Source organism: Gammaproteobacteria bacterium (assembly GCA_015709615.1).
Taxonomy (GTDB): Bacteria; Pseudomonadota; Gammaproteobacteria; order Burkholderiales; family Nitrosomonadaceae; genus Nitrosomonas.
Window position 1 is genome coordinate 3,117,747 of record CP054179.1, and the last position, 26,019, is coordinate 3,143,765.

At 49.9% G+C, this 26,019-nt stretch carries 30 protein-coding genes; 5 read left to right on the forward strand and 25 right to left on the reverse strand.

The features are described from left to right. Positions 1-498: 498 nt before the first annotated feature. From HRU77_14910 to HRU77_15000, 19 genes are all read right to left on the reverse strand, one after another. Positions 499-2,205 carry an EAL domain-containing protein gene (locus HRU77_14910; protein QOJ21857.1) on the reverse strand — a complete coding sequence of 569 codons (1,707 nt, stop codon included), beginning with the start codon at positions 2,203-2,205 and terminating at the stop codon, positions 499-501. Further along, on the reverse strand, positions 2,202-2,399 hold the full coding sequence (locus HRU77_14915; protein QOJ21858.1) for a hypothetical protein: 198 nt from the start codon (positions 2,397-2,399) through the stop codon (positions 2,202-2,204). The genes HRU77_14910 and HRU77_14915 overlap by 4 nt, the downstream gene beginning before the upstream one ends. A gap of 116 nt (positions 2,400-2,515) precedes the next feature. Next, positions 2,516-3,193, reverse strand: a complete 678-nt coding sequence (locus tag HRU77_14920) for an IS1595 family transposase (GenBank protein QOJ21859.1) — start codon at positions 3,191-3,193, stop codon at positions 2,516-2,518. A 107-nt stretch (positions 3,194-3,300) separates the two neighbouring features. After that, complete coding sequence (locus tag HRU77_14925; protein QOJ21860.1) at positions 3,301-3,510, reverse strand: heavy-metal-associated domain-containing protein; 210 nt, start codon at positions 3,508-3,510, stop codon at positions 3,301-3,303. 30 nt (positions 3,511-3,540) lie between these two features. Beyond that, on the reverse strand, positions 3,541-5,934 hold the full coding sequence (gene cadA, locus HRU77_14930; GenBank protein QOJ21861.1) for a cadmium-translocating P-type ATPase: 2,394 nt from the start codon (positions 5,932-5,934) through the stop codon (positions 3,541-3,543). Between the two features lie 35 nt (positions 5,935-5,969). Further along, a complete protein-coding gene (locus tag HRU77_14935; GenBank protein QOJ21862.1) occupies positions 5,970-6,590 on the reverse strand; it encodes a hypothetical protein in 621 nt (206 codons plus the stop codon). 132 nt (positions 6,591-6,722) lie between these two features. Beyond that, positions 6,723-7,499 carry a twin-arginine translocase subunit TatC gene (gene tatC, locus HRU77_14940; GenBank protein QOJ21863.1) on the reverse strand — a complete coding sequence of 259 codons (777 nt, stop codon included), beginning with the start codon at positions 7,497-7,499 and terminating at the stop codon, positions 6,723-6,725. Between the two features lie 83 nt (positions 7,500-7,582). Next, a complete protein-coding gene (gene tatB, locus HRU77_14945; GenBank protein ID QOJ21864.1) occupies positions 7,583-7,969 on the reverse strand; it encodes a twin-arginine translocase subunit TatB in 387 nt (128 codons plus the stop codon). A 79-nt stretch (positions 7,970-8,048) separates the two neighbouring features. Further along, the gene (gene tatA, locus HRU77_14950; GenBank protein ID QOJ21865.1) at positions 8,049-8,363 is read right to left on the reverse strand and encodes a Sec-independent protein translocase subunit TatA; all 315 of its coding nucleotides are present in this window, start codon (positions 8,361-8,363) and stop codon (positions 8,049-8,051) included. Between the two features lie 32 nt (positions 8,364-8,395). After that, on the reverse strand, positions 8,396-8,746 hold the full coding sequence (locus HRU77_14955; GenBank protein ID QOJ21866.1) for a histidine triad nucleotide-binding protein: 351 nt from the start codon (positions 8,744-8,746) through the stop codon (positions 8,396-8,398). A 3-nt stretch (positions 8,747-8,749) separates the two neighbouring features. Then, complete coding sequence (locus HRU77_14960; protein ID QOJ21867.1) at positions 8,750-9,076, reverse strand: phosphoribosyl-ATP diphosphatase; 327 nt, start codon at positions 9,074-9,076, stop codon at positions 8,750-8,752. Further along, positions 9,073-9,465, reverse strand: a complete 393-nt coding sequence (gene hisI / locus HRU77_14965; protein QOJ21868.1) for a phosphoribosyl-AMP cyclohydrolase — start codon at positions 9,463-9,465, stop codon at positions 9,073-9,075. Before hisI ends, HRU77_14960 begins: the two co-directional genes overlap by 4 nt. Positions 9,466-9,516: 51 nt before the next feature. Continuing rightward, positions 9,517-10,293 carry an imidazole glycerol phosphate synthase subunit HisF gene (gene hisF, locus HRU77_14970; GenBank protein QOJ21869.1) on the reverse strand — a complete coding sequence of 259 codons (777 nt, stop codon included), beginning with the start codon at positions 10,291-10,293 and terminating at the stop codon, positions 9,517-9,519. Between the two features lie 75 nt (positions 10,294-10,368). Then, entirely contained in the window at positions 10,369-11,124 is a 756-nt protein-coding gene (gene hisA / locus HRU77_14975; GenBank protein ID QOJ21870.1) for a 1-(5-phosphoribosyl)-5-[(5-phosphoribosylamino)methylideneamino]imidazole-4-carboxamide isomerase, read from the reverse strand. 54 nt (positions 11,125-11,178) lie between these two features. Further along, entirely contained in the window at positions 11,179-11,823 is a 645-nt protein-coding gene (hisH, locus tag HRU77_14980) for an imidazole glycerol phosphate synthase subunit HisH (protein ID QOJ21871.1), read from the reverse strand. A gap of 26 nt (positions 11,824-11,849) precedes the next feature. Continuing rightward, on the reverse strand, positions 11,850-12,437 hold the full coding sequence (hisB, locus tag HRU77_14985) for an imidazoleglycerol-phosphate dehydratase HisB (GenBank protein ID QOJ21872.1): 588 nt from the start codon (positions 12,435-12,437) through the stop codon (positions 11,850-11,852). 41 nt (positions 12,438-12,478) lie between these two features. After that, the gene (locus tag HRU77_14990) at positions 12,479-13,564 is read right to left on the reverse strand and encodes a histidinol-phosphate transaminase (protein ID QOJ21873.1); all 1,086 of its coding nucleotides are present in this window, start codon (positions 13,562-13,564) and stop codon (positions 12,479-12,481) included. 98 nt (positions 13,565-13,662) lie between these two features. Continuing rightward, on the reverse strand, positions 13,663-14,547 hold the full coding sequence (locus HRU77_14995; protein QOJ21874.1) for an HDOD domain-containing protein: 885 nt from the start codon (positions 14,545-14,547) through the stop codon (positions 13,663-13,665). A gap of 179 nt (positions 14,548-14,726) precedes the next feature. Then, complete coding sequence (locus HRU77_15000; protein ID QOJ21875.1) at positions 14,727-15,893, reverse strand: class I SAM-dependent methyltransferase; 1,167 nt, start codon at positions 15,891-15,893, stop codon at positions 14,727-14,729. A 97-nt stretch (positions 15,894-15,990) separates the two neighbouring features. Between HRU77_15000 and HRU77_15005 the strand changes: the two genes are divergently transcribed. Next, positions 15,991-16,731, forward strand: a complete 741-nt coding sequence (locus HRU77_15005) for a pteridine reductase (GenBank protein ID QOJ21876.1) — start codon at positions 15,991-15,993, stop codon at positions 16,729-16,731. Between the two features lie 24 nt (positions 16,732-16,755). Here the strand turns inward: HRU77_15005 and HRU77_15010 are convergent, their stop codons facing one another. Together HRU77_15010 and HRU77_15015 are read right to left on the reverse strand one after the other, a co-directional pair. Then, positions 16,756-17,094 (reverse strand): YraN family protein, encoded by a 339-nt coding sequence (locus tag HRU77_15010; GenBank protein QOJ21877.1) that lies wholly within the window; start codon positions 17,092-17,094, stop codon positions 16,756-16,758. Next, the gene (locus HRU77_15015) at positions 17,081-18,220 is read right to left on the reverse strand and encodes a penicillin-binding protein activator (GenBank protein QOJ21878.1); all 1,140 of its coding nucleotides are present in this window, start codon (positions 18,218-18,220) and stop codon (positions 17,081-17,083) included. The genes HRU77_15010 and HRU77_15015 overlap by 14 nt, the downstream gene beginning before the upstream one ends. Before the next feature lie 10 nt (positions 18,221-18,230). On the opposite strand from HRU77_15015, the gene rsmI reads away from it, so the two are divergent. Both rsmI and pyrC read left to right on the forward strand, forming a co-directional pair. Beyond that, complete coding sequence (rsmI, locus tag HRU77_15020) at positions 18,231-19,091, forward strand: 16S rRNA (cytidine(1402)-2'-O)-methyltransferase (GenBank protein ID QOJ21879.1); 861 nt, start codon at positions 18,231-18,233, stop codon at positions 19,089-19,091. A gap of 48 nt (positions 19,092-19,139) precedes the next feature. After that, positions 19,140-20,180 (forward strand): dihydroorotase, encoded by a 1,041-nt coding sequence (gene pyrC / locus HRU77_15025; GenBank protein QOJ22206.1) that lies wholly within the window; start codon positions 19,140-19,142, stop codon positions 20,178-20,180. Positions 20,181-20,218: 38 nt separating this feature from the next. Here pyrC and HRU77_15030 read toward each other — a convergent pair whose 3' ends face one another. The 4 genes from HRU77_15030 to HRU77_15045 all read right to left on the reverse strand — a co-directional run bounded on the left by HRU77_15030 (position 20,219) and on the right by HRU77_15045 (position 23,851). After that, positions 20,219-20,587 carry a DUF393 domain-containing protein gene (locus HRU77_15030; protein QOJ21880.1) on the reverse strand — a complete coding sequence of 123 codons (369 nt, stop codon included), beginning with the start codon at positions 20,585-20,587 and terminating at the stop codon, positions 20,219-20,221. Between the two features lie 95 nt (positions 20,588-20,682). Then, on the reverse strand, positions 20,683-21,030 hold the full coding sequence (locus HRU77_15035) for a hypothetical protein (protein ID QOJ21881.1): 348 nt from the start codon (positions 21,028-21,030) through the stop codon (positions 20,683-20,685). Positions 21,031-21,354: 324 nt separating this feature from the next. Next, entirely contained in the window at positions 21,355-22,011 is a 657-nt protein-coding gene (locus HRU77_15040) for a response regulator transcription factor (protein ID QOJ21882.1), read from the reverse strand. Continuing rightward, entirely contained in the window at positions 21,977-23,851 is a 1,875-nt protein-coding gene (locus tag HRU77_15045) for a histidine kinase (GenBank protein ID QOJ21883.1), read from the reverse strand. The genes HRU77_15040 and HRU77_15045 overlap by 35 nt, the downstream gene beginning before the upstream one ends. Positions 23,852-24,633: 782 nt before the next feature. Between HRU77_15045 and ccmA the strand changes: the two genes are divergently transcribed. Both ccmA and ccmB read left to right on the forward strand, forming a co-directional pair. Next, the gene (ccmA, locus tag HRU77_15050; protein QOJ21884.1) at positions 24,634-25,248 is read left to right on the forward strand and encodes a cytochrome c biogenesis heme-transporting ATPase CcmA; all 615 of its coding nucleotides are present in this window, start codon (positions 24,634-24,636) and stop codon (positions 25,246-25,248) included. A gap of 1 nt (position 25,249) precedes the next feature. Continuing rightward, positions 25,250-25,909 (forward strand): heme exporter protein CcmB, encoded by a 660-nt coding sequence (ccmB, locus tag HRU77_15055; GenBank protein QOJ21885.1) that lies wholly within the window; start codon positions 25,250-25,252, stop codon positions 25,907-25,909. Positions 25,910-26,019: the final 110 nt, after the last annotated feature.

The window sequence follows — 26,019 nt, forward strand, 5'->3', positions numbered from 1 at the left end:
GCAAGATGATTGCGGATAATGTACTCGGTTCTATAAAGAAAAGATCGCTATTGCAGTGAATCTGAGGAACAGAGAATAAAGTTAAACGGTTATAAAGTTTTGTAATCGTATGTGGAGGGGCCGGTCACTGATCGGTTTTAATTCTTAATCAAAGGAGATTGTTATGGCCGAAATCAACAGAAGAGAAACAGACGCGCAAGTTTTGAGATTGTTCTTCATTTCAACAGCTGCTTTCCTCGTTATTGGAGCAATTGTTTACGGCGTATTCTAGACTGAAAAAATTATCGATGCCCTTGGCTTGATTTTGTAAAAACTTACTTTTTTCAATATCCAAGCTATCACGATAAGTGATAAACAGGCAAGGGCAAGATCAGTCGAATATTCTTAATACAATGCCCATCTGGTGAATATCCACCGATGGGCATTGTTCATTTTTGCAGTAATATGTTTTGTTGTGATCTTCTCAATGTGAAGGCATGCCGGCATCAAATAATGCCGTTAGTTGTTTTTCATCACTTGGTGGTTCATGTGCTGGATGAAATTCTGTTCGTGCATCGGTGAGTGAAAGAAATAGCCCTGAATGAAATCGCAATCATAGCGTTTGAGTTCTGCCAATTGCGCCTCCGTTTCTATACCTTCCACGGCGAGCTGTAATCCTAAGGAATGTCCCAAACGCACAATCGCATCGATCAATACGCTTGTATTCTGCCGGTTTTCCAGATCATTGACAGACGATTTGCCAATTTTTAGCTGACTGATGGGGAGTTGAATTAATTGCGTTAATGACGAATGTCCTGTGCCGAAATCGTCGATGGCGATTTGTAAGCCTAAGTCCGCTAGCTGATGAAGTATCGTCAAGTTCGATTCAATAACATCCGGCATCAGAGCTATTTCCGTTAGCTCAAGCACAATTCCCGCAGGATCGGCTCCCGTTTCTTGCAGTATCGCCGCAAAATTCGCGGCTAATTGTTTTTGACTCAATTGCCGTGCAGACAAATTGATTGCGACAAACGGCGTCTCTTTTTTCCAGCGCTGCCGCCAATCGGCCTGTGCTTTGCAGCCTTCGCGAAATACCCACTCGCCGATGGCGAAGATCATGCCGGTCATTTCCGCAACTGGGATAAAAATTTCCGGGGAAACGGCTTTTCCGTCCATATTCCAGCGCAACAGCAACTCGGCACCGGCAATTCGTTTCGTATGCAGTGCAATGATCGGTTGAAAAACAGACGAAAATTCATTGCACTCGAGTGCGCGGCGTAATCCCAGGCTGATCGAATTTTTCTGTTGCGCTTGCCGTTGCAGTTGGTCGTTAAAAAACTGCCATCCATCGCGGCCTCTTTGTTTCATTTCGTACATGGCCGTATCCGCTGAGCGCATCATTTCATCGGCTGAATACTGCTGACCGTGACCGATAATGATGCCGATACTCGCAGTGACCAATAGGTTCAATTCCTTAAATTGAATGGTTTCCTTCAGCTCATCGTTGATGCGCATCGCTAAATTTGCAATTAATTCCGGTTTCTCAATTTGCTCGCACAACACAATGAATTCATCCCCGGACAACCGCCCTACGGTATCACCGGGACGGACCTGATCCAGCAACCGGCCGGCGATTATTTTCAGTACTTCATCGCCGGTTTCATGGCCATGGTTATCATTGATCATTTTGAAGCCATCCAAGTCGATAAACAGTAAGGCGACACTCAGCCTGCTTCGCAACGAGCGTTGCAAGGCATTGTTTAAACGTTCAAGGATCAGTTTGCGATTAGGTAAGCCGGTGAGTGAATCGTGTGTCGATTGGCGGATCAATTCCTGCTCTTGATGCTTGCGCTGCGTAATGTCGCGCATGGTGACCACCAATATCCACTGATCATCCAGATGAAATTTGGCGATGCCGGCTTCAAGCTCAACCAGAGTGCCGTCTTTGCAATATCCTAAAACCGAGTTGCGTTGGTTCATGCGGCGCTGCGTCTCGGGGCTCAGCACAAATTGCTCGAGTGCGTCGGCATGTTGCTCGCGGTAATAGGGCGGCAGCAAAAGATGTACCGGACTGCCGATTAATTCTTCCGAGCTATAACCGAATAATTGACAGGCGCTGTGATTGGCTTCAATGATGATGCCTCTTTCGCTGGTAACGATAACAACCGAATCGATGACCGACAGAATTTTTTGTGCCGCATCGTTGATTATTTGCTTGTAAATCATGGTCGGATCCGGCACCGGCGATGTTCCGGAATTGCCCGCGAAGTGTAGGTAAATTGCCCGGCGATGTTGAAGGCGTCGTTGGCCGTGAGTGCGATTGATAGATGAGCGGGCGCACTGGTACCGCGATAAGTTGCTGCGATTTTTCTTGCGCACGGCATGAGTCCAAGCCGCCCCGCTTCGATGATTACCTTCATAAAATCCCGTTTTTATATTTTTTGGGATAGCGCAATATTCATTTAAAATTTAATGAATAGGAATTATCCTACACGGATAGGCATGAATTCTACTATAAGCAAAGGGTCTTAGGAAGTTAAAGCGGGTTTAAACGTAACAATTTAAGAATTTCATGATAGAGATTATCACGGCGATGATTAAAACGAAATTCGGTTTCTTTCAAGTGCAGGTAGAAAGTATGTTCGGGCACACCATTGAACTTGGCCAAACGTCTTTTAGCAAAACTCCAGAAAGACTCGATACCATTAATATGCCGCTCGCCACTGGCAAACTCATTGTCACCATGGTGAACCCTGAAGTGCTTATCAAAGCCGATATCGACCAATCCGTCATAACCACGCCATCCATCGGAATGGATTACGGTATCGGGCGCTACATGCCCACGGATAATGGCTTGCAATGTCGCTTTAGAGCAATCTGGAACAATCTCTGTATAAACTTTTCCTTGGCGTTTAAGCACACCAAAGACTATTGTTTTGCCATAAGCGCCCCGCCCCCTTTTACCCCTGACTCGCTGGGCACCAAAGTAAGACTCATCAACTTCTACAGAACCTTGCAGAGGGGATTCAAGTTCGCAATTCTGGGCAATTCGCTGTCGTATTTTAAGATAAATGGTATTGACGGATCGGATAGAAATGCCGGTCAATTGGGCTGTGTCAGTAGCAGTAAAATCCATCGAAAAACATCGAATAAGTTGCCTGAATTTTGCTTCTCTGATTCGAGAACGAAAATAGTATCTGTTTTTAGCATTCATCTCAGAAAGTTAGCACACTTTAGTAAGTGCTTAACTTCCTAAGACCCAAGCAAAATAGCTTGGGAAAGATTTCTGATTTTTTGCCGGCCGGTAACGGTGGAACAGATTTACTCGACGACATCAAATCCTGCATCGATGATGGCTTCCTTGAGTTGATTCGGATTGGTGCTGGCGGGGTCGAATTGGACGACGGCTTGTGCGGGATCGAGTGTAACTTCCAATTGAGCGATTCCCGGCAAATTCTTGAGCACGTTTTTGATGCTGTTGACACAGCCCATACAGGTCATGCCTCTGATTTTGATCGTAACGGTTTGCATGATGACGACTCCCTAAAATGATCTTATTATCTAATGATTGGCTTGCCAGCGTTTTAATAATAGTGAGTTGCTGACAACGGATACCGAACTCATGGCCATGGCGGCACCGGCAATGACCGGATTGAGCATGCCGGCAGCTGCCAATGGAATACCCAGGGTATTGTAAACGAAAGCAAAGAACAGATTCTGGCGGATTTTCCTCAGCGTGGCGCGCGACAAGGAAATGGCGTCGGCAACGCTCATCAGGTCATTACGTATCAAGGTAATGTCGGCAGTTTCAATGGCGACATCCGACCCGGCGCCGATGGCGAAACTGACATCCGCGGCAGCCAAAGCCGGTGCGTCGTTGATGCCGTCACCAACCATTGCGGTGAATTTGCCGCTGTTTTTCATCTTGGTAACTTCTGCCGCTTTGTCTTGCGGCAGGACCTCGGCGCGATAGTGCGAAATACCGGTTTGTTGGGCGATAGCTGCGGCCGTCATGGTATTGTCACCGGTCAGCATGACCACGTCGATACCCATCGCTTGCAGTTGCTTGACCGCTTTAATCGAAGTGGCGCGCAGCCGGTCGGCAATCGCCAGATAGCCAAGTAATCGGGGCGTATTTTCAGCGCCGGATGCAACAGCTACGACGGTTTTTCCTTCGTTTTGCAAAGCGGCAACCGGCTTTTCTTCCAGCACGACGCCTTGTTGCGCAAGAAATTTAGGGGAACCCAGCAGGTATTGAACACCATTGATCCGTGCCGTAATGCCGCTACCGGCGATAGCGGAAAAATCGGTAATTGCGCGCAGCGAAAGCTGCTGCTTTTGCGCGCTATCCAGCACCGCGCGCGCCAGCGGATGTTCGGATCCTTGCTCCAGTGACGCTGCGGTCTGCAACAATTCCTGCGCGCTGATTGAATGGGCCGGGATGATATCCGTGACTTCGGGTTTGCCTTCGGTCAAAGTACCGGTTTTGTCGACAATCAGGGTTTGGATTTTCTCCGCGTGTTCCAGCGCCGCTGCGTTCTTCACCAGTACGCCAATCTGCGCACCGCGTCCGGTGCCGACCATAATCGCGGTCGGTGTGGCCAGCCCCAATGCGCAAGGACAAGCGATCACCAGCACGGCGACGGCGTTGATGAGCGCGGCAACAAACATGTGCGTGAGCCACCAGGTAACACCCAGAGTCAATAGACTGATGACCACGACAACCGGGACGAAAATACCCGAAATCGTATCGGCCAGGCGCTGGATGGGTGCTTTCGAACCTTGCGCTTCTTCGACCAACCGAATGATGGCAGCGAGCTGCGTATGCGTACCCACGCTGGTGGCGCGGCATTTGAGCAGGCCGTTTACATTTTGTGTGGCGGCAAAAACTTTAGCGCCTACCTGTTTGCCGACCGGCAGACTTTCGCCAGTCAGCATGGATTCGTTGACACTTGAAGCTCCTTCGATAACGACGCCATCGACCGGGAGATTCTCGCCGGGGCGCACGATGAAAACATCGTTGACTTGCAAGCTGCTGGCTGGAACTTCGAGAGTTTCACCGTCACGCTCGATGCGAGCCATTTTGGGTTGTAGTTTGATCAAGGCCTCGATGGCCTCGGAAGTTTTTCCTTTGGCGCGTGCTTCCATCAATTTGCCGAGCAGCACCAGCGTGATAATGGCTGCGCTGGCTTCGAAGTAAACATGCTGATCCAGCTCGAGGGCGGTGACCACGGCGCTGAAGCAATAGGCCATGCTGGTGCCCAGTGCAACCAGCACGTCCATGTTCGCGCCTCCGCTGCGCAACGAATGCCACGCGCCGGTATAAAAGCGGCGGCCGATCCAGAACTGCACCGGTGTGGCCAAAAGCCATTGCAGCCAGCGCGGCAGCATGTCCATGTCGTGACCGGTGAACATAGCGCCCATTTGTAGCACCAACGGCAAGGTGAGCAGCGCTGAAATCCAGAATAATCGCAATTCCGCTTGGTACGCGGCGAGTCGCCGCACTTTTTCCTCGGCATGACCGGATTCGCTGATTTCGGTGGCGTCGTAACCGGCGTCAATGACCGCTTGAATCAAGCGGTCAACGGTGACTGCACCCGGCATGAAATTGACTCGTGCCGTTTCGGTGGCCACATTGACAGTGGCCGCGACACCGGGCAATTGGTTAAGCGCCTTTTCGATATGACCGGCGCAGGCGGCACAGGTCATTTTGTGCAGCTGCAGTTGCACCGCGCGTGGTGTGACGTGAAAACCGGCTTTTTCGATGGCTTTAACCAATGCATCGGTATTGACTTGGTTTTCGTCGTAGTTCACCTGTGCTTTTTCATTGGCGAAATTAACGGCTGCCTCCACGCCCGGCAGCTTGTTTAGATTTTTTTCGATACGCGCCGCACAGGCTGCGCATGTCATGCCTTCAATCGGTAGTTCGAGGTGTTTGAGCGGTTGCGAATTCACGGTTATTTTTCCAGGTAGTGAAGTGGTTCCAGCCGTTACTGCCGGTCAATCATCAGTACGCCATCCACCCATTTGATGCGATCGCCTTGATGAAATTGAGCTGCATCCGGAAGTGCGATGATAGCCTGGCTGCCATCGCTCATGGTGATGCCGACCTGGTACTGATTGTGCGGTTGAGCGGCTCCTCCCGCATGAGGGCCCGGAATGGCGCCGGGATTGCCGGTGCCATGCGGATACGGATTCTGGCGCATGACTTCCCGCGCGACAGTCCCGGCGATTACGCCGCCGGCGATGGCATTGAGGCCGGGGCCTTGCCCGATTTTGTTGACGAAATCGATAACTCCGCAGTTGCTGCATCCGGATGCCGGCGGTTGCCGGTGTATGATGCCTGCGTCCGTGCTTTTGATGTTGACACTGTTGCGCGGCGGTGCAATGGCCGTGCCGGTGCGGTGAATGATTCGCGGCGATCGGTTGACGTCAGGCGGATTCTCCAGTGGCGGTTGTGCCGTCAGACGCTGCGATTGCGGCGGCTGCCGTTGGTTTGAGTCCGCTCCGGAGGATTGGGCGAAAGCGATGGTGGTCGTATTGATACAGAAAATAACGGTAAACACTGTCATCCGGATTGCTGTATCAGTGGCAGAGCGGCTATTGAACATCGCAAATCTCCTTGCAGACAATGGCTATAACAAATTTTTTAGATCGAGAGGGGGTGTGTTGGTTGCATTATAGCGATTTTTGTTTTTTTCACGGCTACCGGTTCTTCATGAAGACCGGGCCGGATAGCCGGATCAATCGGTTTTGGCCGGAGTATTTTTTTGTTTTGAGGCATCCACCGGAGCTTTTTCTTCCGATAGCTGTTTTTTTTGCATGAATATGGCGATGAAGATGCCGAGTTCATAAAGCAGGCATAGAGGCACCGCCAGCATGAACTGCGAAACTATGTCGGGTGGTGTGAAAATGGCGGCGATGACGAATGCGCCGACAATGACATAGGGACGAACTTCCTTGAGTTTTTCAACGGTGATGACACCGGTTCTGACCAGCACGATGACGAATACCGGTACCTCGAAAGTCACGCCGAATGCGATGAACATCGATAAAACAAAGCTCAGGTACTTGCTGATGTCGGTCATTACGGCCACGCCTTCCGGCGCGAAATAGGTGATGAATTCGAATACTACCGGCAGCGCGGCGAAGTAAGCGAACGCCATGCCGCAAAAGAACAAAAAGCTGCTGCCGATGACCAGCGGCAGCGCCAGGCGCTTTTCGTGAGAATAAAGTCCGGGGGCGACGAAAGCCCAGATTTGATACAGCGTATGCGGCAAGGTGAGGACAAAAGCCATCATCATCGCAACCTGCATCGGTACGAAAAACGGCGTTGCCACATCGGTGGCGATCATTTGTCCGCCTTGTGGCAGTTTCTCCAACAGCGGCTGCGCCAGCAAGGTGTACAACTCACGCGCATAAAAAGCGCATGGCAGGAATCCGATCAGCAGCACGCTCAGGATACGGATCATGCGGACTCGCAGTTCCACCAAATGGGATAGGAACGAGCCTTCAAGCATGATGATCGTGATCGCGATAACGCGGATGAAGATCAATCGGCACCGATAAATACCGGGTAGTCCGTACTGTCGACACTAAGCGGCTACTTTTTATCCTGATCATGGTTGCTTTGCGCGGCATCAGTGCTGCCCGGGATTGGTCGTGCTTGGTTTGTGGACTGTGGCGCTAAGTCTGCGGGCGAGGTTTCTTCACTTTTGTTATCGGTCACCACCGTTTTTAAATGATCGACACCCTGCTGCACCGAATCTTCAATCGATTGTGCGGTTTCCTGCACGGAGGATTGCATTTTTTTCAATTCTTCCATGCGCATTTCGTTATGGATGTCGGTTCTGATGGCATAGACGAAGTTGCGGCAGCGCCCGTACAGATGACCGACTGTGCGTGCCACGGCAGGCAGCCGTTCGGGACCGATGACGATCAAAGCCACGATCGAAATCACCAGCAACTCCATAAAACTAATATCAAACATACGGTTGCACTGGTTGAGTTCGGGTTGATGACATCATTGATTTACGCATGACTGAGTTTCTCCGCAGAAAACGGATGAACTAAGTCCGGGTATGTGTTTTTTCCTTAATTTCAGCGTCTGTTACCGGGCGGTTGATGCCGCTGGGCGTAGCGCTGCCTTCTTTGAAAGTGTTCGCGCCGGTTTCTTTGCTTGCGGTGACTTCGATGACCGGTTCATTGTTTTGGTTGGAGTGCGATGATGAAGTCGAACTGCCTTCCGATTCTTTCATGCCTTCCTTGAATCCTTTCAACGCACCGCCCAAGTCGCTGCCGAGATTGCGCAATTTTTTTGTGCCGAATACTAAAACAACAATGATCAGCACGATAATCCAATGCCAGATGCTAAATGTGCCCATGACTTTCTCCTGTTAGGTGAAACAGCACCGGTCTAGCCGCGGTGAATTATTCCGGGTAGGTGTTCCCGGCCACCGATGATATGGAAATGCAAATGAAATACTTCCTGGCCGCCCGCCTGCCCGGTGTTGATGACGGTGCGGAAACCATTCTCACAGCCTTGTTCTTTGGCCAGTTTCGGCGCTAAGAGCAGCATCTTCCCCAACAAATCGCGGTGATTCTCCTGCACATCGGCCAGCGAATCGACATGCAACTTGGGGATCAGCAAAAAATGTACCGGCGCGGCTGGGTTGACATCATGAAAAGCGAGAATGTCTTCATCTTCGTAGACTTTATTGGAGGGAATTTCCCCGCGTACGATTCTACAGAATATACAGTTGTCCATGCGCTAGTCCGTTTTTCGAGAAGCTTTTTCTGCTATGCCGGAAACACCTTCGCGTCTTTCCAGTTCCTGCAGCACATCCTCCGGCGTCAATCCGTGGTAGGCAAGCAATACCAGACAATGAAACCATAAATCGGCGGTTTCATAAATGACTTGGCGCGTGTCGCCGTCTTTCGATGCCATCAATGTTTCGGCGGATTCTTCCGCGATTTTTTTGAGTATTTTATCTTGTCCGCCATGCAGCAGCTTGGCAACGTACGAACTGTTCGCATCCGCCGATTTGCGCGCTTCGATGGTTTCCGCGAGGCGGCGAAGAATTGTTGTGTCCGTCATTTGATATAGATTTCTTCCGGATTTTTGATCACAGGTGTAGCAACAATCCACTCATTGCCTTCCAATTTCTGGAAAAAACAGCTGTGCCGCCCGGTGTGACAGGCAATTCCACCGGTTTGCTCGACCATAAGCAGCAGTACGTCTTCATCACAATCCAGGTAAATTTCCTGCACTTTTTGTGTGTGACCGGATTCTTCACCTTTATGCCACAGTTTTTTGCGCGAGCGCGACCAGTATACGGCTTCACCTTTTTCCACGGTCAATTTGAGGGCATCGCGATTCATCCAAGCCACCATGAGGATTTTCCCGCTTCCCGCTTCCTGGGCGATCACCGGTATCAATCCATCTTCTGACCAGTTGATTTTACTAAGCCAAGTATCGGGAGGCATAAGTTGCGTGTTACTTCCGTTCAATTATCGATTTCACCTGTAATTTTAGCATTATAACCGCACTTCGATGCCATGCCGCGCCATATACTGTTTGGCTTGCTGCACGGTAAATTCGCCGTAGTGAAAGATACTGGCGGCTAATACCGCGTCTGCATGTCCTTGCAAAATGCCGTCGACCAGATGATCCAGATTGCCGACGCCGCCGCTGGCGATCACCGGGATATCGATGGCGTCCGATACCGCGCGTGTTAAAGCAATATCAAAACCGTTGCGGGTGCCGTCACGGTCCATGCTGGTGAGTAAAATTTCACCGGCGCCGAGCGTTTGCATTTTGATTGCCCATTCGATGGCATCGATACCGGTCGCTTTGCGGCCGCCGTGGGTAAAAACTTCCCAACGCGGTGTTCTGCTATCGGGCGAATGGACTTGTTTGGCGTCGATCGCCACGACGATGCACTGTGAGCCATAATGATCGGATGCGTCCGCTACCAATTGCGGATTCAGAACAGCGGAGGTATTGATGCTGACTTTATCGGCACCGGCATTGAGTAACCGGCGGACATCCGCCACCTGGCGCACGCCGCCGCCGACGGTCAGCGGAATGAATACTTGCGCTGCGACGTCTTCGATGATGTGCAGAATCAGATCACGGTTATCCGAACTGGCCGTGATGTCGAGAAAAGTGAGCTCGTCCGCGCCTTGCTCGTCGTAGCGGCGCGAAATTTCCACCGGATCGCCTGCATCGCGCAGTTCAACGAAATTGACACCTTTGACCACGCGCCCGTTGGTGACGTCCAGGCATGGAATGATACGTTTAGCGAGGCTCATCGGATTTTAAAGCTGTTTGGAATATAAAAAGTGGGATTAATAGGAATAGAATAATGGCGAATTTCGGGGTCACTATCAAGAGAGGCCATTATCCTTACTGATTTTGTCGGCCAGAATTTGTGCTTCTTTGAAATCCAGTGAGCCTTCATAAATAGCACGCCCGGTAATCGCGCCCATAATGCCTTCCGATTCAATTTCGCACAGTTTGTGAATGTCATCGATATTGGTGATGCCACCGCTGGCAATCACCGGGATGGTGAGTTCCCGCGCCAATTCGACAGTCGCCTTGATGTTGACGCCGTTGAGCATGCCGTCGCGGCCGATATCCGTGTAGATAATCGCTTCCACGCCGTAACCTTCGAATTTCTTCGCCAGATCGATGACATCGTGTCCGGTAATTTTGGACCAGCCGTCGACCGCAACCTTGCCTTCCTTGGCATCCAGTCCGACCATGATCTGACCCGGAAAAGCATTGCAGGCATCCTGCAGAAACCCGGGTATTTTGATCGCGGCAGTACCGATAATAACGTACGTGATCCCATCGTCGAGATAGCGTTCGATCGTATCGAGATCGCGGATACCACCGCCCAGTTGAATCGGAATCTGGTCATCCAGAGCTTCGACGATTTCACGAATCGCCGCTTCATTCCTCGGTTTTCCGGCGAAAGCGCCGTTCAAGTCAACCAAATGAAGCCTGCGCGCACCTTGCTTTAACCAATGCGCCGCCATCTCACCGGGTTTTTCGGAAAATACCGTGGCGTCTTCCATAACCCCTTGTTTGAGCCGGACACAATGTCCATCTTTAAGATCGATTGCGGGAATAATCAGCATAACGTAATCAGAATGGAGAGTTGATTAACAGGATCAGTTTACTACTAATTGATTTTAGAAACGCGGTTTCCATTTGGCAAAATTACTCAACAGAGTTAATCCCGCCAATTGACTTTTTTCCGGATGGAACTGTACCGCGAAAATGTTATCTTTTGCAACGGCGCAAGTAAATGGGAAAGGATAATGGCTTTGCGCTGCAATTGATTCCTTGTCCGGTGTATCGACATAATAACTGTGCACGAAATAAAAGCGCGTATCGGTTGCAATGCCTTCCCACAGCGGGTGTTTGATGGCTTGATACACTTGATTCCAGCCCATGTGCGGCACTTTCAGTTTTTGTCCGTTCGCATTGATCATGGCTGAAGCCGGGAAGCGCACGACTTTTCCGGGCAGAATGTTTAAGCCTTTGACATTGCCTTCCTCGCTTTCTTCAAACAGCATTTGCAGACCGAGGCAGATACCGAGAAAAGGCTTATGAGTGGCCGCTTCTACAACGGCTTCACGCAATCCGCGAGTTTCCAGTTCATCGATACAATTGCGCATAGCGCCTTGGCCGGGGACTACGACGCGTGCAGCTTTCCGTACGACATCGGGATCGCTGGTGACCGTTGTCGTGACAGTAGGGGCTACATGTTCAAGCGCTTTATGGACGGAACGTAGGTTTCCCATGCCATAGTCAACAATTGCGATATCAGTCATATCGTGATGTTTAGAGACAAAGTGACTTATAAAGTACCTTTGGTGGATGGAATGATGCCGGAAGCCGCGGGATCATACTCTATCGCCATGCGCAAAGCACGCCCGAATGCTTTAAAGACCGTTTCCGCTTGGTGATGTGCATTTCTTCCGGATATATTGTCGATATGCAGGGTTATCAAGGCGTGATTGACCAAGCCTTGGAAGAATTCATGAAACAGATCGGCATCGAAGTCACCGATGCGCGCCCGGGTGAAATCAACATTGAAAACCAGACCGGGGCGTCCGGACAAGTCGACGACGACACGTGACAGTGCTTCGTCCAGCGGCACGTAGGCGTGGCCGTAGCGGCGCAACCCCTTTTTATCGCCCGCAGCTTTGGCAAGCGCCTGACCGAGTGTGATGCCGATGTCTTCAACGGTATGATGGGCATCGATATGTAAGTCGCCTTTCGCGGCAATTTCAAGATCGATCATGCCGTGACGCGCGATTTGGTCGAGCATGTGATCGAGAAACGGCACACCGGTTTCGAGCGCGGATTTACCGGTTCCGTCCAAATTCAGATGAACACTGATCTGGGTTTCCAGCGTATTTCGTATGACTTGTGCCCGGCGCATAAATTATGAATCTTTGATGAAAGCAAGAAAATTGAGGGATTCTAAACTGTTTCACTCAGAATGGTGCGTAATGTTGTGCAAAATTGTGAATTTTCATCGGGGGTACCCACGGTTACACGTAAGCAATTTTCTAGTAACGGGTGAGTGCCGTCCAGGTTCTTGATCAATATGTTGTGCTGTTTGAGTGCTTGAAAGATTTGACTGGCTGCGTTAACACGAAACAAAATAAAATTGGCATTGGAAGGGTATACCGTAATGCCGCGCATTGTACCAAGAAATGCACTCATTTTTGCACGTTCTGATTTAATCGCTTGCGCTTGCTCCGATAATACCGCGGTGTGATGCAATACCTTTTCCGCAATCAATTGTGTCATTATGCCAATATTATAGGGTAAACGCACCTTTTCCAATTGCTTCAGCCATTCGGAGCGGCCGATTAAAAGTCCCAGCCGTAAACCGGCTAAGCCTGATTTGGATAGCGTCCGCATCAATAACAGGTTCGGATAATGACCGAGCATATCGATAAAGCTGTCTTCTGCGAAAGCCTGATAAGCTTCATCGATGACGATAATACCCGGAGTGGCTTGGATGATGCTTAGAATTGCCGCGCGATCAAATAAATTGCCGGTCGGGTTATTCGGATAAGCCAGGAAGATCACGGCCGGTTGATATTTGGCAATCGCCGCCAGCATGGCATCCAGATCCAGCGAGAAATCGTTTTTTAGCGGTACCCCGGCATACTGGATGTTGGCGAATGTGGCGATCATGCGGAACATGACAAACGCAGGTTCAACGCTCAGTAGCACTGCACCGGGTTTGGCGATGGCCATCGCAATGATCTGAATGATTTCGTCCGACCCGTTGCCCAGCAGAATGTCAAGATTATTGTTAATGCCCAGTGCTTGCCGCAAGGTTGCCTTAAGGGTAGCCGCGCTGGCATCGGGATAGCGGTTTACCGGCGCATGCAGCGCTAATTGCGCAATTTCGTCACGCAATACCGGCGGCAAAGGGTAGGGATTTTCCATGGCATCAAGCTTGATCATGCCCGCTGCGGGCGGTACATGATAAGCCGATAATGCAAGAATTTCCGGGCGGATAATGTGTTCTGGATTATGAATGTTAGGCATAGGCGCTTATTCTAACTCAAGACAACACGCAGGGCTCAAGTTGTCACTTGAGATCGGTACTTGTTTTGCTCAAAGCAATGTAAGTTATGGGGAAGATTTTATGCCGCAAGGTCCTGTGCCAGCATATGAAATTCGCTTTGACAGCCGCGGATTTTTTCTTGCGCCGCCTTGGCCGCATGTTGATCGATTCCCAGGCAATCCATCAGTGTAAGTGTATCGATATAAGGGCAACCGTCAGCTTGTGTTTGATCCTGTAACATACGATTGGCGATAGCGAGCAGCTTGACATAGGGCGCATGTTTACCGGAGTAATCGGGAAAATTCTGCTCGGCGACGGCAACGGCGATTTCTTCCGGCAAATCCCAGGCTTTAATCAGATACATGCCGATGGTGTCGTGCGTAATACCGAAAACCTGTAGTTGCAGTGCGCGGGCATCCTGTTCCGGGTAGCGGGTGACTAAATCGTTGAGATAGGAAAATTCTTTCGGGTAAAGGTGTCCGAATAGGAAATAGCCAAAGTTGTGAAATAATCCGCTGAGATAGATTAGCTCGCAGTTCACGAGCTGTTTTTCTGTCATAACGTGACAAAGTTCGCGGCAGAGCGCGGCGCATTCCAATGCTTGATTCCAAATGCGGATGCGGCCTAATGCGCCGTGATTCGGCAATTTGAGGCAGCTGGAAGAAATGACACCTAGGGCTAAATTGAGTGTGGTATTAAAGCCCAATACCAGCGATATGGCGAGATGCGCCGCGGTGATCCGGCTGCCGTAGCCGAAGATTGACATGCGTGCGTATTTCATAATGAATGCAGCCAGAGCGGGATCCTTTTCAATGACTCCCGTCAGCTGCTCCAGATTGGTTTCCGGATTGTTGCGCAACCTGAATAGTCCGCGCGCGGTTTCGGGTAACGGGGGGATTTGCCCGGCTTGTTGCAGAATGCTGCGGAAGTTCTGGCTGAATTCCAGTTTATTAATGATCAACATTGATTCGGCCTCAAAATTTTGGTTAGCATGATCTGCGATCGCTTGATTCTTAGCTTCTGATTGAACTTGATATGACGAGAAGCGACCGGCAGTAGAACGATGAATGCATAAACTGAAGGAAAATTTACCCTCTTGGCTAAGCGGCAGGTTTTCTGTCTTCTTTACTGAGATTATAGTTTTTACAATAAGCGGCTCATGTCGCCGGCGCTAAAGCCGTGCAGTGGCTCAGAAAAATTTTTCCCAAAAGCAATCACTTTGAACAGTTCACCCATTTCTGCCGGGCTAACCAGTTTTTGCAATTGGTTCGATTGCGGTAAGTAGTGATGAACATCTTCCGCGGATGTTTGCGCAAGCATTCCGGTAATGCCGCAATTCAACAGAAAATAGGCTTGCGTGGTGTAACCCAGAAGCTGCAATCCGGCATTTTCCGCGGCTTGCGTCAGTGCACTGAAATCGACATGGCTGGTGATATCTTGCAAACCGGGAAGGTGAAACGGATCGTCATGCGCATGATGGCGGTAGTGGCACATTAGCGTGCCTTGGCTGCGTTGTGGGTGGTAATATTCGCTGCGGCCGAAACCATAATCAATGAGTAATACGACGCCTTGCTGCAACGTGCTGGCCAGGCTGTGCATGAAACGAACCGCCGCGAGATTGATTTCGCTGACATAATCGACCGGCTGATTGTCCGGATTGATTATGGCGCTTAGCTCGTTGGTGGCTGCTCGCAGTTCCGCATTCGCAATAGGGCGATCCTGCCACGCGAATTGATTGTCTTGCCAAGTCACGCCGCGCTCCAGCACGGCATCACCATGCCATCGGACGATATGCACCGGCATCGCATCCAGCACTTCGTTGGCAAGCATAATGCCGGTGAATGGTTCGGGTAACCGTTCCAGCCACTCGATTCGCGCTAAAAGACGAGGCGCTTCGTCAGCCAATAGCGTTTGTTGCCGCTGGCGCAAGTCGGGGCTGACTTCGAGAATGTAGTATTTTCTTGGCAGTGCATCGGATTTTTCCAGCTCAAGTAAAATATCCCGCGCCAGCTTGCCCGATCCGGCACCGAATTCCAGAATGTCCGCCGTTGCCATAGGCTGCATAATTTGTATGAGTTGCTGTGCCAGCGTGCGGCCGAACAGCGGGGAGATTTCCGGCGCCGTGACAAAGTCCCCGGCATGCCCCAGTTTGGTGGCGCCGCTGCTGTAATAACCCATTCCAGGTGCGTACAATGCAAGATTCATATAATCTGCAAAAGAAATCCAGCGATTGGCTGCAACAATTTTTTCCCGGATCATTGCCTGTACCGACCGACTATGGGTTAAAGCAATTTTATTGGGAGGTAACATGTTATTGATCAATGATATATGGAATAAATTTAGAGTGGATTGTAAGGTTCGTTTGTAAAATGGGCCATAGTGTAGCAGTTCTTTGAAGGAGACGCGCGTGCAAGGCAAAGTGATTCTGGTTACCGGTGCCGCAAAACGGGTGGGGGCGGCCATCTGCCGCCGTTTGCATGCACAGGGCGCGCGCTTGGTCGTGCATTACCGCTCGTCATTCGATGAAGCCAAAGCGTTGCACGACGAGTTGAACCGGAAACGCGCCGATTCGGCAGCTTTGGTGCAAGCCGATTTGCTGGATATGGAACTGTTGCCGGATCTGGTGGAAAAAGCAGCCGGCCGTTTCGGGCGGCTGGATGTGCTGATCAACAACGCGTCGAGTTTCTTCCCGACCCTGCTGCAGCAATGCACGCTGGCGGATTGGCATGACCTTGTCGGCAGCAATCTCCAAGCACCTTTGTTTCTAGCCCAGGCGGCAGCGCCGTATCTGAAGGAGCAACGCGGTTGTATCGTCAATATCGTCGATATCCATACCGAACGGCCACTGAAAAATTATGTGATCTACAACGCCGCCAAGGGCGGTTTGCTGGCGCTGACCAAATCGCTAGCGGTGGAAATGGCACCCGAAGTGCGCGTCAATGGTGTTTCTCCGGGACCGATCCTGTGGCCGGAAGACGGCGAATGGGCCGACGCAGCCGCCCGCCAGCAAATTATCGCCAGCACTTTACTCAAACGCTGCGGCGAACCCGACGACATCGCCAGAACCGTACAGTTTCTAGTTGCCGATGCGCCGTATATCACCGGGCAGATCATTGCGGTGGATGGCGGACGGAGTATTTATTTGTGATAGAAACGCATTCAAAATATGCAATCATTCCCCAAACGCATTCTGAATCCATTCAATTTTCCGCCCATCGGTACCCGATAGCAGCAGTGCATCGAACCGGCAAGCTGGTTCGCTATTAAGCTGGGATAGATAATGCCGCGCGGTACGTAGCAGTTTGGCTTGTTTCGCCGGAGTGATGCTGGTGGCGGCGCCGCCGAATGCTTCGCTTCCACGCATGCGGACTTCGACAAAAACCAGAGTTGCGCCGTCGCGCATGATCAAATCGATTTCGCCGAAGCGGCAATGGTAGTTTTGCGCGATCAGTACCAGGTTTTGCTGTTGCAGGTACGATAGCGCGATCTGTTCGGCGTCACTGCCCTTCATTTTCGGGCGGATTCTGGGGTGTTTCCGGCAGATTCGAAGGTATTGCGATCAACTGCACTTTACCGTTATCAAATTGCGCCGCAATGGGTTCGCGGGTAAAGAGATTGGGCGGTGTGAAACGGATATTGCCGGTCACACCGTCAAACGCGATATCTTTGGCAGGCCGCTGGTGCAGAAGGTCGGTCATCAAGCGGAAAGCATCGATGCCCAGCGCGTACAGACGTTCCATTTCGGTATTCCGGGTTTTGCTGGCATGGCGATAAGCCATGACGGCGGGGTGATCGGGTTGCAGCAGCCATGGCATATCGAGAAACTGGATGCCGTTCAAATCGCTGTTGAGCAGGAGATTGTCGTTACCGGTGAAAATCTGCGAAGTGGCATACACCGGTGCTTCCGGATCGAGATAGTTACGCAGGACGCGGGCTTTGGCTGCATCCAGGGCCAAAAAGGCCAGCCGGTCTGCTCCGGCTGTCAGCTCGCGCAGTTGTTGCAACACCAGCGGATTCTCCGTGTAACGGAGTGATTCGGCGGTTTTTCCATATTCGCCTTGCCAGCGTTGTTTGAAGGCATTCTGCAAGCGCTTTGACAGGGCGCTGTCATCCCCGATGATAACGGCATGGTTTCTTCCGCTTGCGAGCGCCCATTTCGCGATATGACCGGCTTCGGTATCGGTTTGCAAACCGAACAGATACAGTTTGGCCGGCATGGACTGGTGGCTGTCAGTGGTGTTCAATGTCAACGTCGGTACCGCGAGCGAATGACCGGAGGCAATCGCCGCTACGCCATCGCGCGTCAGCGGCCCGAGGACAAATACCGCGCCGGAAGCCACGGCATTGTGGTAACTCATGAGGATATCGAGCGGATCGTCGCCGGTGGCATAGAGACGGATCGTCAGCGGCAGCGATTGTCCGCGTTGCGCGGCGGTTTCAAATCCTTCCTTGACAACATTCGCGGCTTCGGCGAATGCAGTGGATTCAAGCGGAAGCAATAGCGCGATATGGGAAACGATCACCGGCCCGGACACAATTTCCGGCTGCGAGGACTCTTCCGTATCGATGGCCATTACCGGCGGGTTGCCGTATAGTGCCAGCAGAAATGCCGCGAGAATTGTAACGAAACGTGCCATAGTGAAGACGATGCTGGAAAAAAATGCATTATATGTGGTTGCTACCCCAATAGGAAATTTAAGCGATATCAGCCTGAGGGCTTTGGATGTACTGGGAAAAGTTGACCTGATTGCCGCCGAACATGTGCAGGATTCCCAACATTTACTGTCAGTGCACGCCATTACAACAGCAAAATGGATCAGCCTTCATCAGCACAACGAAGCGGCGGTTTCGGAAAAAATACTGGCCATGCTGGATGCCGGAAAAAGCGTTGCCTTAGTGACCGATGCGGGTACGCCGGGTATTTCCGATCCCGGCGCGATTCTGGTCCGGCAGGTGCGTGCGCGGAATCACCGGGTGATTCCGGTTCCCGGCCCGAATGCGGCGGTCTGCGCGATGTCCGCCGCCGGCATCGTGAATCCTCACTTCTTGTTTTACGGTTTCCTGCCGGCCAAAAGCGGATTGCGCAAGCGCGAGCTGGCAGCCCTGCAATCGTACCCCTATACGTTGATTTTTTATGAAGCGCCGCACCGTATTCTAGAATGTGTTGAAGATATGCTGGAGATCTTCGGATCGGATCGCGAGCTGACTATTGCCCGGGAATTAACCAAATTATTCGAGACGATTCATAGCGGAACGCTACGACAGGTATTGGATTGGCTGCAAGCGGATGCCAACCAGCAAAAAGGGGAATTTGTATTGCTGCTATCCGGAGCGGAGGTTCCGGAGAAATCGGAAATCAGCGACCAGGCACGGCATATGCTAACTTGTTTACTGGTTGAATTGCCGCTCAAGCAGGCGGTTAAGCTGACTGTGGAGATCAGCGGCGAAAACAAGAAAGCGCTCTACCAATTAGCGCTGGATTTAAAGGCGGCGGGCAGTTCCGGCTAGCATCAAGGCCTGCGCTATAATAGCGGTCACCATCACTATCGGGAAATCATCTTGACCAGCATTACCATTACCCGCCCGGACGACTGGCATTTGCATTTGCGTGACGGCGAACCATTACGCGCTGTGCTGCCGCATACGGCAAAACAATTCGCGCGTGCCATCATTATGCCCAACTTGCGGCCACCGATTACTACAGTCGAAATGGCGCTGGCATACCGTGCCCAGATTCTGACTGCTTTGCCTACGGCACTGAAATCCGCTTTTGAACCGTTGATGACCTTGTATTTGACGGACAATACAGCACCGGCGGAAATAGTGCGGGCCAAGGAAAGCGGCGCGATACATGGCGTAAAATTATATCCGGCCGGAGCGACGACGAATTCCGACGCCGGTGTTACCGATATCGCCAAATGTCATGCCACGCTGGCGGCGATGGAACAGAATGACCTGCCGTTACTGGTGCACGGCGAGGTGACGGATATCGAGGTGGATGTATTCGACCGCGAAAAAATCTTTATTGACCGCATACTGACACCGTTAACCCGGCGTTTCCCGGGTTTGCGCATCGTATTTGAACATGTCACCACACGCGATGCGGTGCAGTTTGTAACAGCAGCATCCGGCAATATTGCAGCGACAATCACGGCGCATCACTTATTGCTGAATCGTAATGCGATCTTTCAGGGTGGCATCCGTCCGCATCATTACTGTCTGCCGGTATTGAAGCGCGAAATGCACCGGCAAGCGTTGCTGACGGCGGCTACCAGCGGTAATCCGAAATTTTTTCTCGGTACCGATAGTGCACCGCATGGACAGACAAGTAAGGAAAATGCCTGCGGTTGTGCGGGCATTTTTACCGCGCATGCCGCTATCGAGCTATACGCAACGGCTTTTGAACAAGCGGGAGCGCTGGATAAACTGGAAGCGTTTGCCAGTTTTCATGGTGCGAATTTTTATCGATTACCGCGCAATACAAGCTCAATCACGCTGAAGAAAGAAAGCTGGCTTGTTCCGGAACAGTTTGATTTTGCCGGAGAGCCATTGATACCGCTCTATGCGGGCGCGCCTTTGAATTGGAAATTGGTGTAGCGCGGAAGAATTTCCGGCGCAAATGGCGGGCGAGGAAATTACCAGTGTTTTAATATCCGGTTCCAGCGATAAAGCAGCCGCGCAAAGCCGTTATAGGCATGATGCGCGAGTAATCCGATAACCGGTAGTTGCAGCAACTTTGCCAGCCAGCGTTGCTGCGGGGTTTTTTGCCAAAGATGAATAAATGCATCGATGCCAATATACAATTCGCCATTGTCGTCTTTGATATGTAACCGCTCACGCACCTGTTTCAGTGAATGGCCGGTTTCCGATGCTGCTCCCGGGCTGTTGTGCACATCCACCCATTCGACATCGTCAATCCCGCACTGCGCCATGCGCTGGCGTTGATCTTTTATTCCTGCATTGCAAACGGGACAGGCACTGTTGTAATACACTTTAGCGGGCATTCCGTAATCTTCTTCTAGGAAGGAACAGCGTAATACTATCAGTTTGCTGATATGAGGCGCGAACACCCGTTGCATTTATTCGGTTTTTGACGCTATCAATGTAATTCCGGGCGTCGATTGAGAGTCGTCTGCAAGTCTTTCTGCAAATCTTCCCTTTTTTTATGCCCGAACAACTTATAAGCACAATATGCGCCTAAACCCAGGGCGGTGACAGTTAAAAGAAGCGGGATGGGCGTCGGTATTTCCAGATACCAGCGCCACCATTCCAGACCAGCAAAGATGATAAAAATGAATGGTGCGATAATCAAAGGCAATACATCATTATCGAGTATTTGATTGATTTTTTCTTGCGCAAACTTACGGATATCTTTTAAGAAATTGTGTGTTTGCGTTGGGTATTTTTGTGCTGTTTGTTTGATAATTTTGAGGCGTAATTTTGGCATAGGAATTATCGTGTCAAAGTATTATTGTAGATATTGAATTTAGTTGAATTGGATCAAGTTCTTGATCTTGAACTTTCAACATTTATCGGTTATGCGGCCGAAAAGTTTATAGCGAACTAACCCAATATGATTATGGAACCAATCCGGCCAAAGAAGAAAAGCGGTGACGAGCAAGCACCGCACAAAAGAATTCAAATGCGATAGGGTCAGTCTAAGACTGGAGCGGGGACGATGTTGACGCCAGTTCAAAAAGAACCAGGTAATTTGCATCCCTTACATTTAATGCAGGACAGATAGGGAGGTGAAGATCGCTCGTGTGTGATTCTATTGCTGCTGGGAGATCCAGCGTGTGGCATAGCGGATAAGATCGGCACCATCTTTCAGGTTTAATTTTGACCGGATATTGAAGCGGTGCGTGTCGATTGTTTTGATGCTGCGGCAAAGCATCTGGGAAATTTCGTGGCTATTATGCCCTTGCCCGATCAAGTGTAAAACCTCTAGTTCACTGGATGTAAGCGTATTGATTAAATGCTCGGGCTCGGAGCTTTTCATAACCATTCGCTTTAGCAACTTTTTGTGCATTTGCTTGCTTAGATAAACATTACCTTTTAGAACCTCGCGGATAGCTTCAAGCAAAACTTCGCCCGGTTCGTGCTTCATGACATAGCCTAGCGCTCCGGCGCGAAGAGCCCGTTCGGCATAAACCGATTCATCATGCATGGAAATGAAAAGTACAGGTAAATCCGGGACCAAAGCATGGATACTTTTGATTACTTCAAGTCCTGATACCGTTTTCAGCGTCACATCTAATAAAATAATATCAATGGGATTATTTTTCTTGATGATTTCCAGAGCCTCGGTGCCGTCACCAGCCTCGGCAAATACTTCCATATCCGGTTCCATATTGATGAGCATGGCAAGACCATGCCGCAACATGGCATGATCATCAACGAGCATTACTTTTGCTTTCTTTGTCGACATTTTTAGTGATTTGTGTTTTTAAACGAACTTCCGTACCGCCTTCTTTGCGAGCGAGAATTTCCAACTTTGCGCCCAATTCCTTCGCGCGGTACTGCATAATTTTAATACCCATTCCCGGTGTTGACGGATGATCGGTGTCAATTCCCGTGAAACCGCAACCATCATCGCAGATGGATAAACACAGCGTTTTTTCATCGGACGTTAAGGAAATGGCCAGATGTTTCGCTTTACCGTGCCGGATTGCATTATTCGCTGCTTCCTGGGTGATCCGGTACAAATTGAGCGCAGTAGTGTTATCGTTGATAATATTAATATTATTTCCCGAAAAGTCACAATCAATATTATACGTTGTTGAAATTCGCGTGGCTAAGGTTTGCAATGCTTTGATCAAACCATTGGCTTCCAGTTCAAACGGAAGCAATCCTTGCGCAAGTTGCTTGATATGGATCACGGCTGTCTGCGTTTGAGAAGCAATGGAGGAAGCCAGCATCGCTAAATTGTTATCTCCGCTCACTGAATTAGAAATTTTCTTTTCCAATACTCTGGCTTGATACCCGATAGCCGCTATTTGCTGTCCGACATTATCGTGCAATTCTTGCCCGATCGTATGCGCTTGTTCCTCAGCCACCGATACCAACGCTTGCTCCAAATGCCTAAGTTCAAGCCAACTTTCCAGATCATTGGCAATCGCACTGACAAGCTTTTGTTCTTCCGGTAAACGAAAGGGTTTGTCTTCCGCGTAAAAAATACTTAAATGGCCGCATTCTATTCCATTGATAAAGATTCGTGATCGCAAAACCGATTTACTTTGATAAATTTCCCGGTTAAGTTCAGAGCCGGATAATAAGTTCGTATCTGTTTTGCTGCTAACAACATGGACATGGGGTTGATTAAGATGATTCTGGTTTTCATTTCTGGAAGTGAAATGTTTGTCGTTGATGTCGATGACCGCGGTAGCAATTTCCGGATATTGCAAGGCGGGTATTAAGTATTTAAATATACTAAAGCAGACATCTTCCAACGAGAGCTCCACTCCCATACTGCGGCGTATTTCATACAGACAGGTAATCTCTTTCAAGCGGGCATGCAATAGTTCATCCACTTGTTTGCGCTCCAGCCATAACGCCAGATCACTCGTGATGGCATTGATCAACCTTTGTTCTTCCATTATTAAAAAGGGCTTGTCCTTAGGGTAATAAACGCTTAACTGGCCGCAAGCCTTACCATTAATACAGATTTCCGATGTCAATTTATGTGTGAAATCCCTTGTCTGGGGTACGGAAGAAATGTGTTTTCCATCGAGTTTGATTGTGATCGAGGTATATTCCGGATGCTGCATTGCGGGTATTAAAAACTTAATAACATTTTGGCAGGCTGCCTCCACCGATAACTCGAGACCGAGGCTGCGGCGAATTTCATAGAGACATATGATTTCTTTTAAACGTTCTCGTAATTCACTTTCTTTGCGGCTCAATTCTATTGAGTATTGTTCGGCTGTTTCTTTAGCTTGCCGGGCTTCTTTTTCTGATTGGATGAGCTTGCGCACGAACCAGTTTAATAACAATATTTCAGCGCTAATCAAGGCCGCCAGATAAACAATGATATCTTTCAGCTTTTCATTAACCGGTTTGAATAATTCCTCTTCATCCAGCTTGAGAATCATGGTAAGGCCGATGGAGTGCAAAGAAGCATAGGTTTCAATGACTGGTACTTGACGATAATCGAAAGTAGCGGCTACGCTACTTTTCTTGTCAAGCGTATAGTTCTTTGACAGTATGTTTTCATCAGGAGCCAGATGCTTGAATTTGACACCATCAATCTGGCTGATCAAGCAAGCCATTTCATGTTTTCCCTTTTCCGGTTTTGCGCATAAGATGAACTCACCCGTTTCACCAATGGATCGTATTCCTCTGAACCGGCGCGTCACTTGCGGCAATTTGACTTGTGTTGTGATACTGCCAATGCGGTGTTTATCTTGATCGAGCACATCATTGGAGGTGTGAAGAATAAGTTCTTCGTCCCATATCAAGAGCGTGTCTTTGTTTAACCGCAGCACCTTTTTACTGTTGGAAAACTGACCTACTTGCGACAGCGTCTTGCCTTGTTTATCGTGAACGACAGCTGCCGAAAAACCTGCCTCGGGTAATGAGTTAACATTTCGCACAAGATCATGCAGGGCATTATGGTTGTCCGGCTCGGTGCTGAGTTGTTGCATCGACTGAACGATAAACGGGCGCAGTGACAATGCACGGGTATCCGCCAATCCTTTTTCAATTTGCGATTCCAGTAAATGCGCTTTTCCTTGTAAGGCAACCGCCAATCCTCTTCCCAGTACCGATTCAATTTCCTGCCGCATGACGGTGTACACGGTGATACCCGTTGTCAGCGTAAGTCCGAGCAACAATAAGCCGCCTATAATGCTGATTTTGCGATCATCGTGCGTCAATGACAAATTACTCTCCTTCATTGGGATTAATGGATTCAGTTAAGTATATTAGAAATGAAGAATGTTCATTAAAATTTCGGCGATCGGATTTTGCCTATACAACAAGCGATCTATCAGTATTATAGATATCCTCATTGCGCTATAATCCTTGGTTTAATTTGTCAACTGGTCTAAAAATGCTGCAGGGTATTAATCTCGCGTGTGTCCGCGGCGACCGCGAGCTGTTTAGAGATGTCAATTTTTCACTCGAAGCGGGCGGCTTGATGCAAGTGCGCGGTCCGAACGGCAGCGGCAAGACCAGTCTGTTGCGCATGCTGTGCGGATTGTCCAATCCAGCCGCCGGTGAAATTCGCTGGGGAGATACCTCGATACGTGACATGGATGGGGAATATTACGCCGCGATGACTTATATCGGTCATTTGAGCGGAACAAAAGATGATTTAACGGTCATTGAGAATTTGCGTATATCCAGTGCGCTGGCAGGTTTTGAAATCGGCGCCGATCAGGCAAAAGAAGCCCTCAGTCACATAGGATTGCGCGGCAGGGAAGCCTTACCGGTCAAGGTATTGTCGCAAGGTCAGCGACGCCGCGTTGCGCTGGCGCGCTTGTTGGTATGCAAAACACCCTTATGGATTCTGGACGAACCTTTGGTTGCATTGGATGTGTCGGCGGTAAAATTGATTCAGGAATTGCTTGAGCGGCATTTGCAGGAAGGCGGCATGGTGGTGATGACGACACATCAGGAAATTGATATTACAGCAGCATCAACCACGCAATTGCATTTGGCCTGATATGTTTATGTGGATAATTAAACGCGATCTTCTGCTGGCGGTGCGGCGCCAATCCGATGTACTGACTACGCTGTTTTTTTTCATCATCGTGGTAAGCCTGTTTCCACTCAGCGTCGGACCGGAAATGAACATGCTGCGCACCATGGCGCCGGGCGTGGTGTGGGTTGCCGCTTTGCTGGCTTCGATGCTGTCGTTGGGACGGATGTTTTCTAATGATTATCTCGATGGCACATTGGAGCAAATGCTGCTGTCACCGCAATCGTTATCGCTTTTGGTGTTGGGAAAGGCTTTTGCGCACTGGCTGGTGACCGGCGTACCGCTGGTGTTGATGGCGCCGGTTCTGGGTATTCAATATGATTTGCCGGCGGAGGCGTTGCTTGTTTTAACGTCGGCTTTATTGCTGGGCACGCCGGTTCTGAGTCTGATCGGCGCAATTGGCGCGGCGTTGACGCTCGGGTTGCGCGGCGGCGGTGTGCTGGTTTCACTGCTCGTGCTGCCTTTATATATCCCGGTGTTGATTTTTGGCTCAGGCGCGGTGGAGGCCAATATGTCCGGGGTTGAGTTTAGCGCGCATCTGTCATTAATCGGCGCATTCCTTTTGGTGACGATTGTTTTCGCTCCCTGGGCGGCCGCTTGGTCGCTGCGCGTTTCATTGGAATAAGGCGGATTTTTACACTGCCTATTTGGTATTGATTTGGTATAGAATTGGCGGCTAAAATTTTTGGACTGAATCGGAACTGAAATTTAACGTGAAGAATTATAAAATTTAAT

Bases quoted from the DNA above. Each gene is read 5' to 3' on its own strand.
- HRU77_14910 (QOJ21857.1), bottom strand. From the start codon at position 2,205: ATGATTTACAAGCAAATAATCAACGATGCGGCACAAAAAATTCTGTCG.
- HRU77_14915 (QOJ21858.1), bottom strand. From the start codon at position 2,399: ATGAAGGTAATCATCGAAGCGGGGCGGCTTGGACTCATGCCGTGCGCA.
- HRU77_14920 (QOJ21859.1), bottom strand. From the start codon at position 3,193: ATGAATGCTAAAAACAGATACTATTTTCGTTCTCGAATCAGAGAAGCA.
- HRU77_14925 (QOJ21860.1), bottom strand. From the start codon at position 3,510: ATGCAAACCGTTACGATCAAAATCAGAGGCATGACCTGTATGGGCTGT.
- HRU77_14935 (QOJ21862.1), bottom strand. From the start codon at position 6,590: ATGTTCAATAGCCGCTCTGCCACTGATACAGCAATCCGGATGACAGTG.
- tatC (QOJ21863.1), bottom strand. From the start codon at position 7,499: ATGCTTGAAGGCTCGTTCCTATCCCATTTGGTGGAACTGCGAGTCCGC.
- tatB (QOJ21864.1), bottom strand. From the start codon at position 7,969: ATGTTTGATATTAGTTTTATGGAGTTGCTGGTGATTTCGATCGTGGCT.
- tatA (QOJ21865.1), bottom strand. From the start codon at position 8,363: ATGGGCACATTTAGCATCTGGCATTGGATTATCGTGCTGATCATTGTT.
- HRU77_14955 (QOJ21866.1), bottom strand. From the start codon at position 8,746: ATGGACAACTGTATATTCTGTAGAATCGTACGCGGGGAAATTCCCTCC.
- HRU77_14960 (QOJ21867.1), bottom strand. From the start codon at position 9,076: ATGACGGACACAACAATTCTTCGCCGCCTCGCGGAAACCATCGAAGCG.
- hisI (QOJ21868.1), bottom strand. From the start codon at position 9,465: ATGCCTCCCGATACTTGGCTTAGTAAAATCAACTGGTCAGAAGATGGA.
- hisF (QOJ21869.1), bottom strand. From the start codon at position 10,293: ATGAGCCTCGCTAAACGTATCATTCCATGCCTGGACGTCACCAACGGG.
- hisA (QOJ21870.1), bottom strand. From the start codon at position 11,124: ATGCTGATTATTCCCGCAATCGATCTTAAAGATGGACATTGTGTCCGG.
- hisH (QOJ21871.1), bottom strand. From the start codon at position 11,823: ATGACTGATATCGCAATTGTTGACTATGGCATGGGAAACCTACGTTCC.
- hisB (QOJ21872.1), bottom strand. From the start codon at position 12,437: ATGCGCCGGGCACAAGTCATACGAAATACGCTGGAAACCCAGATCAGT.
- HRU77_14990 (QOJ21873.1), bottom strand. From the start codon at position 13,564: ATGCCTAACATTCATAATCCAGAACACATTATCCGCCCGGAAATTCTT.
- HRU77_14995 (QOJ21874.1), bottom strand. From the start codon at position 14,547: ATGTTGATCATTAATAAACTGGAATTCAGCCAGAACTTCCGCAGCATT.
- HRU77_15000 (QOJ21875.1), bottom strand. From the start codon at position 15,893: ATGTTACCTCCCAATAAAATTGCTTTAACCCATAGTCGGTCGGTACAG.
- HRU77_15010 (QOJ21877.1), bottom strand. From the start codon at position 17,094: ATGAAGGGCAGTGACGCCGAACAGATCGCGCTATCGTACCTGCAACAG.
- HRU77_15015 (QOJ21878.1), bottom strand. From the start codon at position 18,220: ATGGCACGTTTCGTTACAATTCTCGCGGCATTTCTGCTGGCACTATAC.
- rsmI (QOJ21879.1), top strand. From the start codon at position 18,231: ATGCTGGAAAAAAATGCATTATATGTGGTTGCTACCCCAATAGGAAAT.
- HRU77_15030 (QOJ21880.1), bottom strand. From the start codon at position 20,587: ATGCCCGCTAAAGTGTATTACAACAGTGCCTGTCCCGTTTGCAATGCA.
- HRU77_15035 (QOJ21881.1), bottom strand. From the start codon at position 21,030: ATGCCAAAATTACGCCTCAAAATTATCAAACAAACAGCACAAAAATAC.
- HRU77_15040 (QOJ21882.1), bottom strand. From the start codon at position 22,011: ATGTCGACAAAGAAAGCAAAAGTAATGCTCGTTGATGATCATGCCATG.
- HRU77_15045 (QOJ21883.1), bottom strand. From the start codon at position 23,851: ATGGCTTGCTTGATCAGCCAGATTGATGGTGTCAAATTCAAGCATCTG.
- ccmA (QOJ21884.1), top strand. From the start codon at position 24,634: ATGCTGCAGGGTATTAATCTCGCGTGTGTCCGCGGCGACCGCGAGCTG.
- ccmB (QOJ21885.1), top strand. From the start codon at position 25,250: ATGTTTATGTGGATAATTAAACGCGATCTTCTGCTGGCGGTGCGGCGC.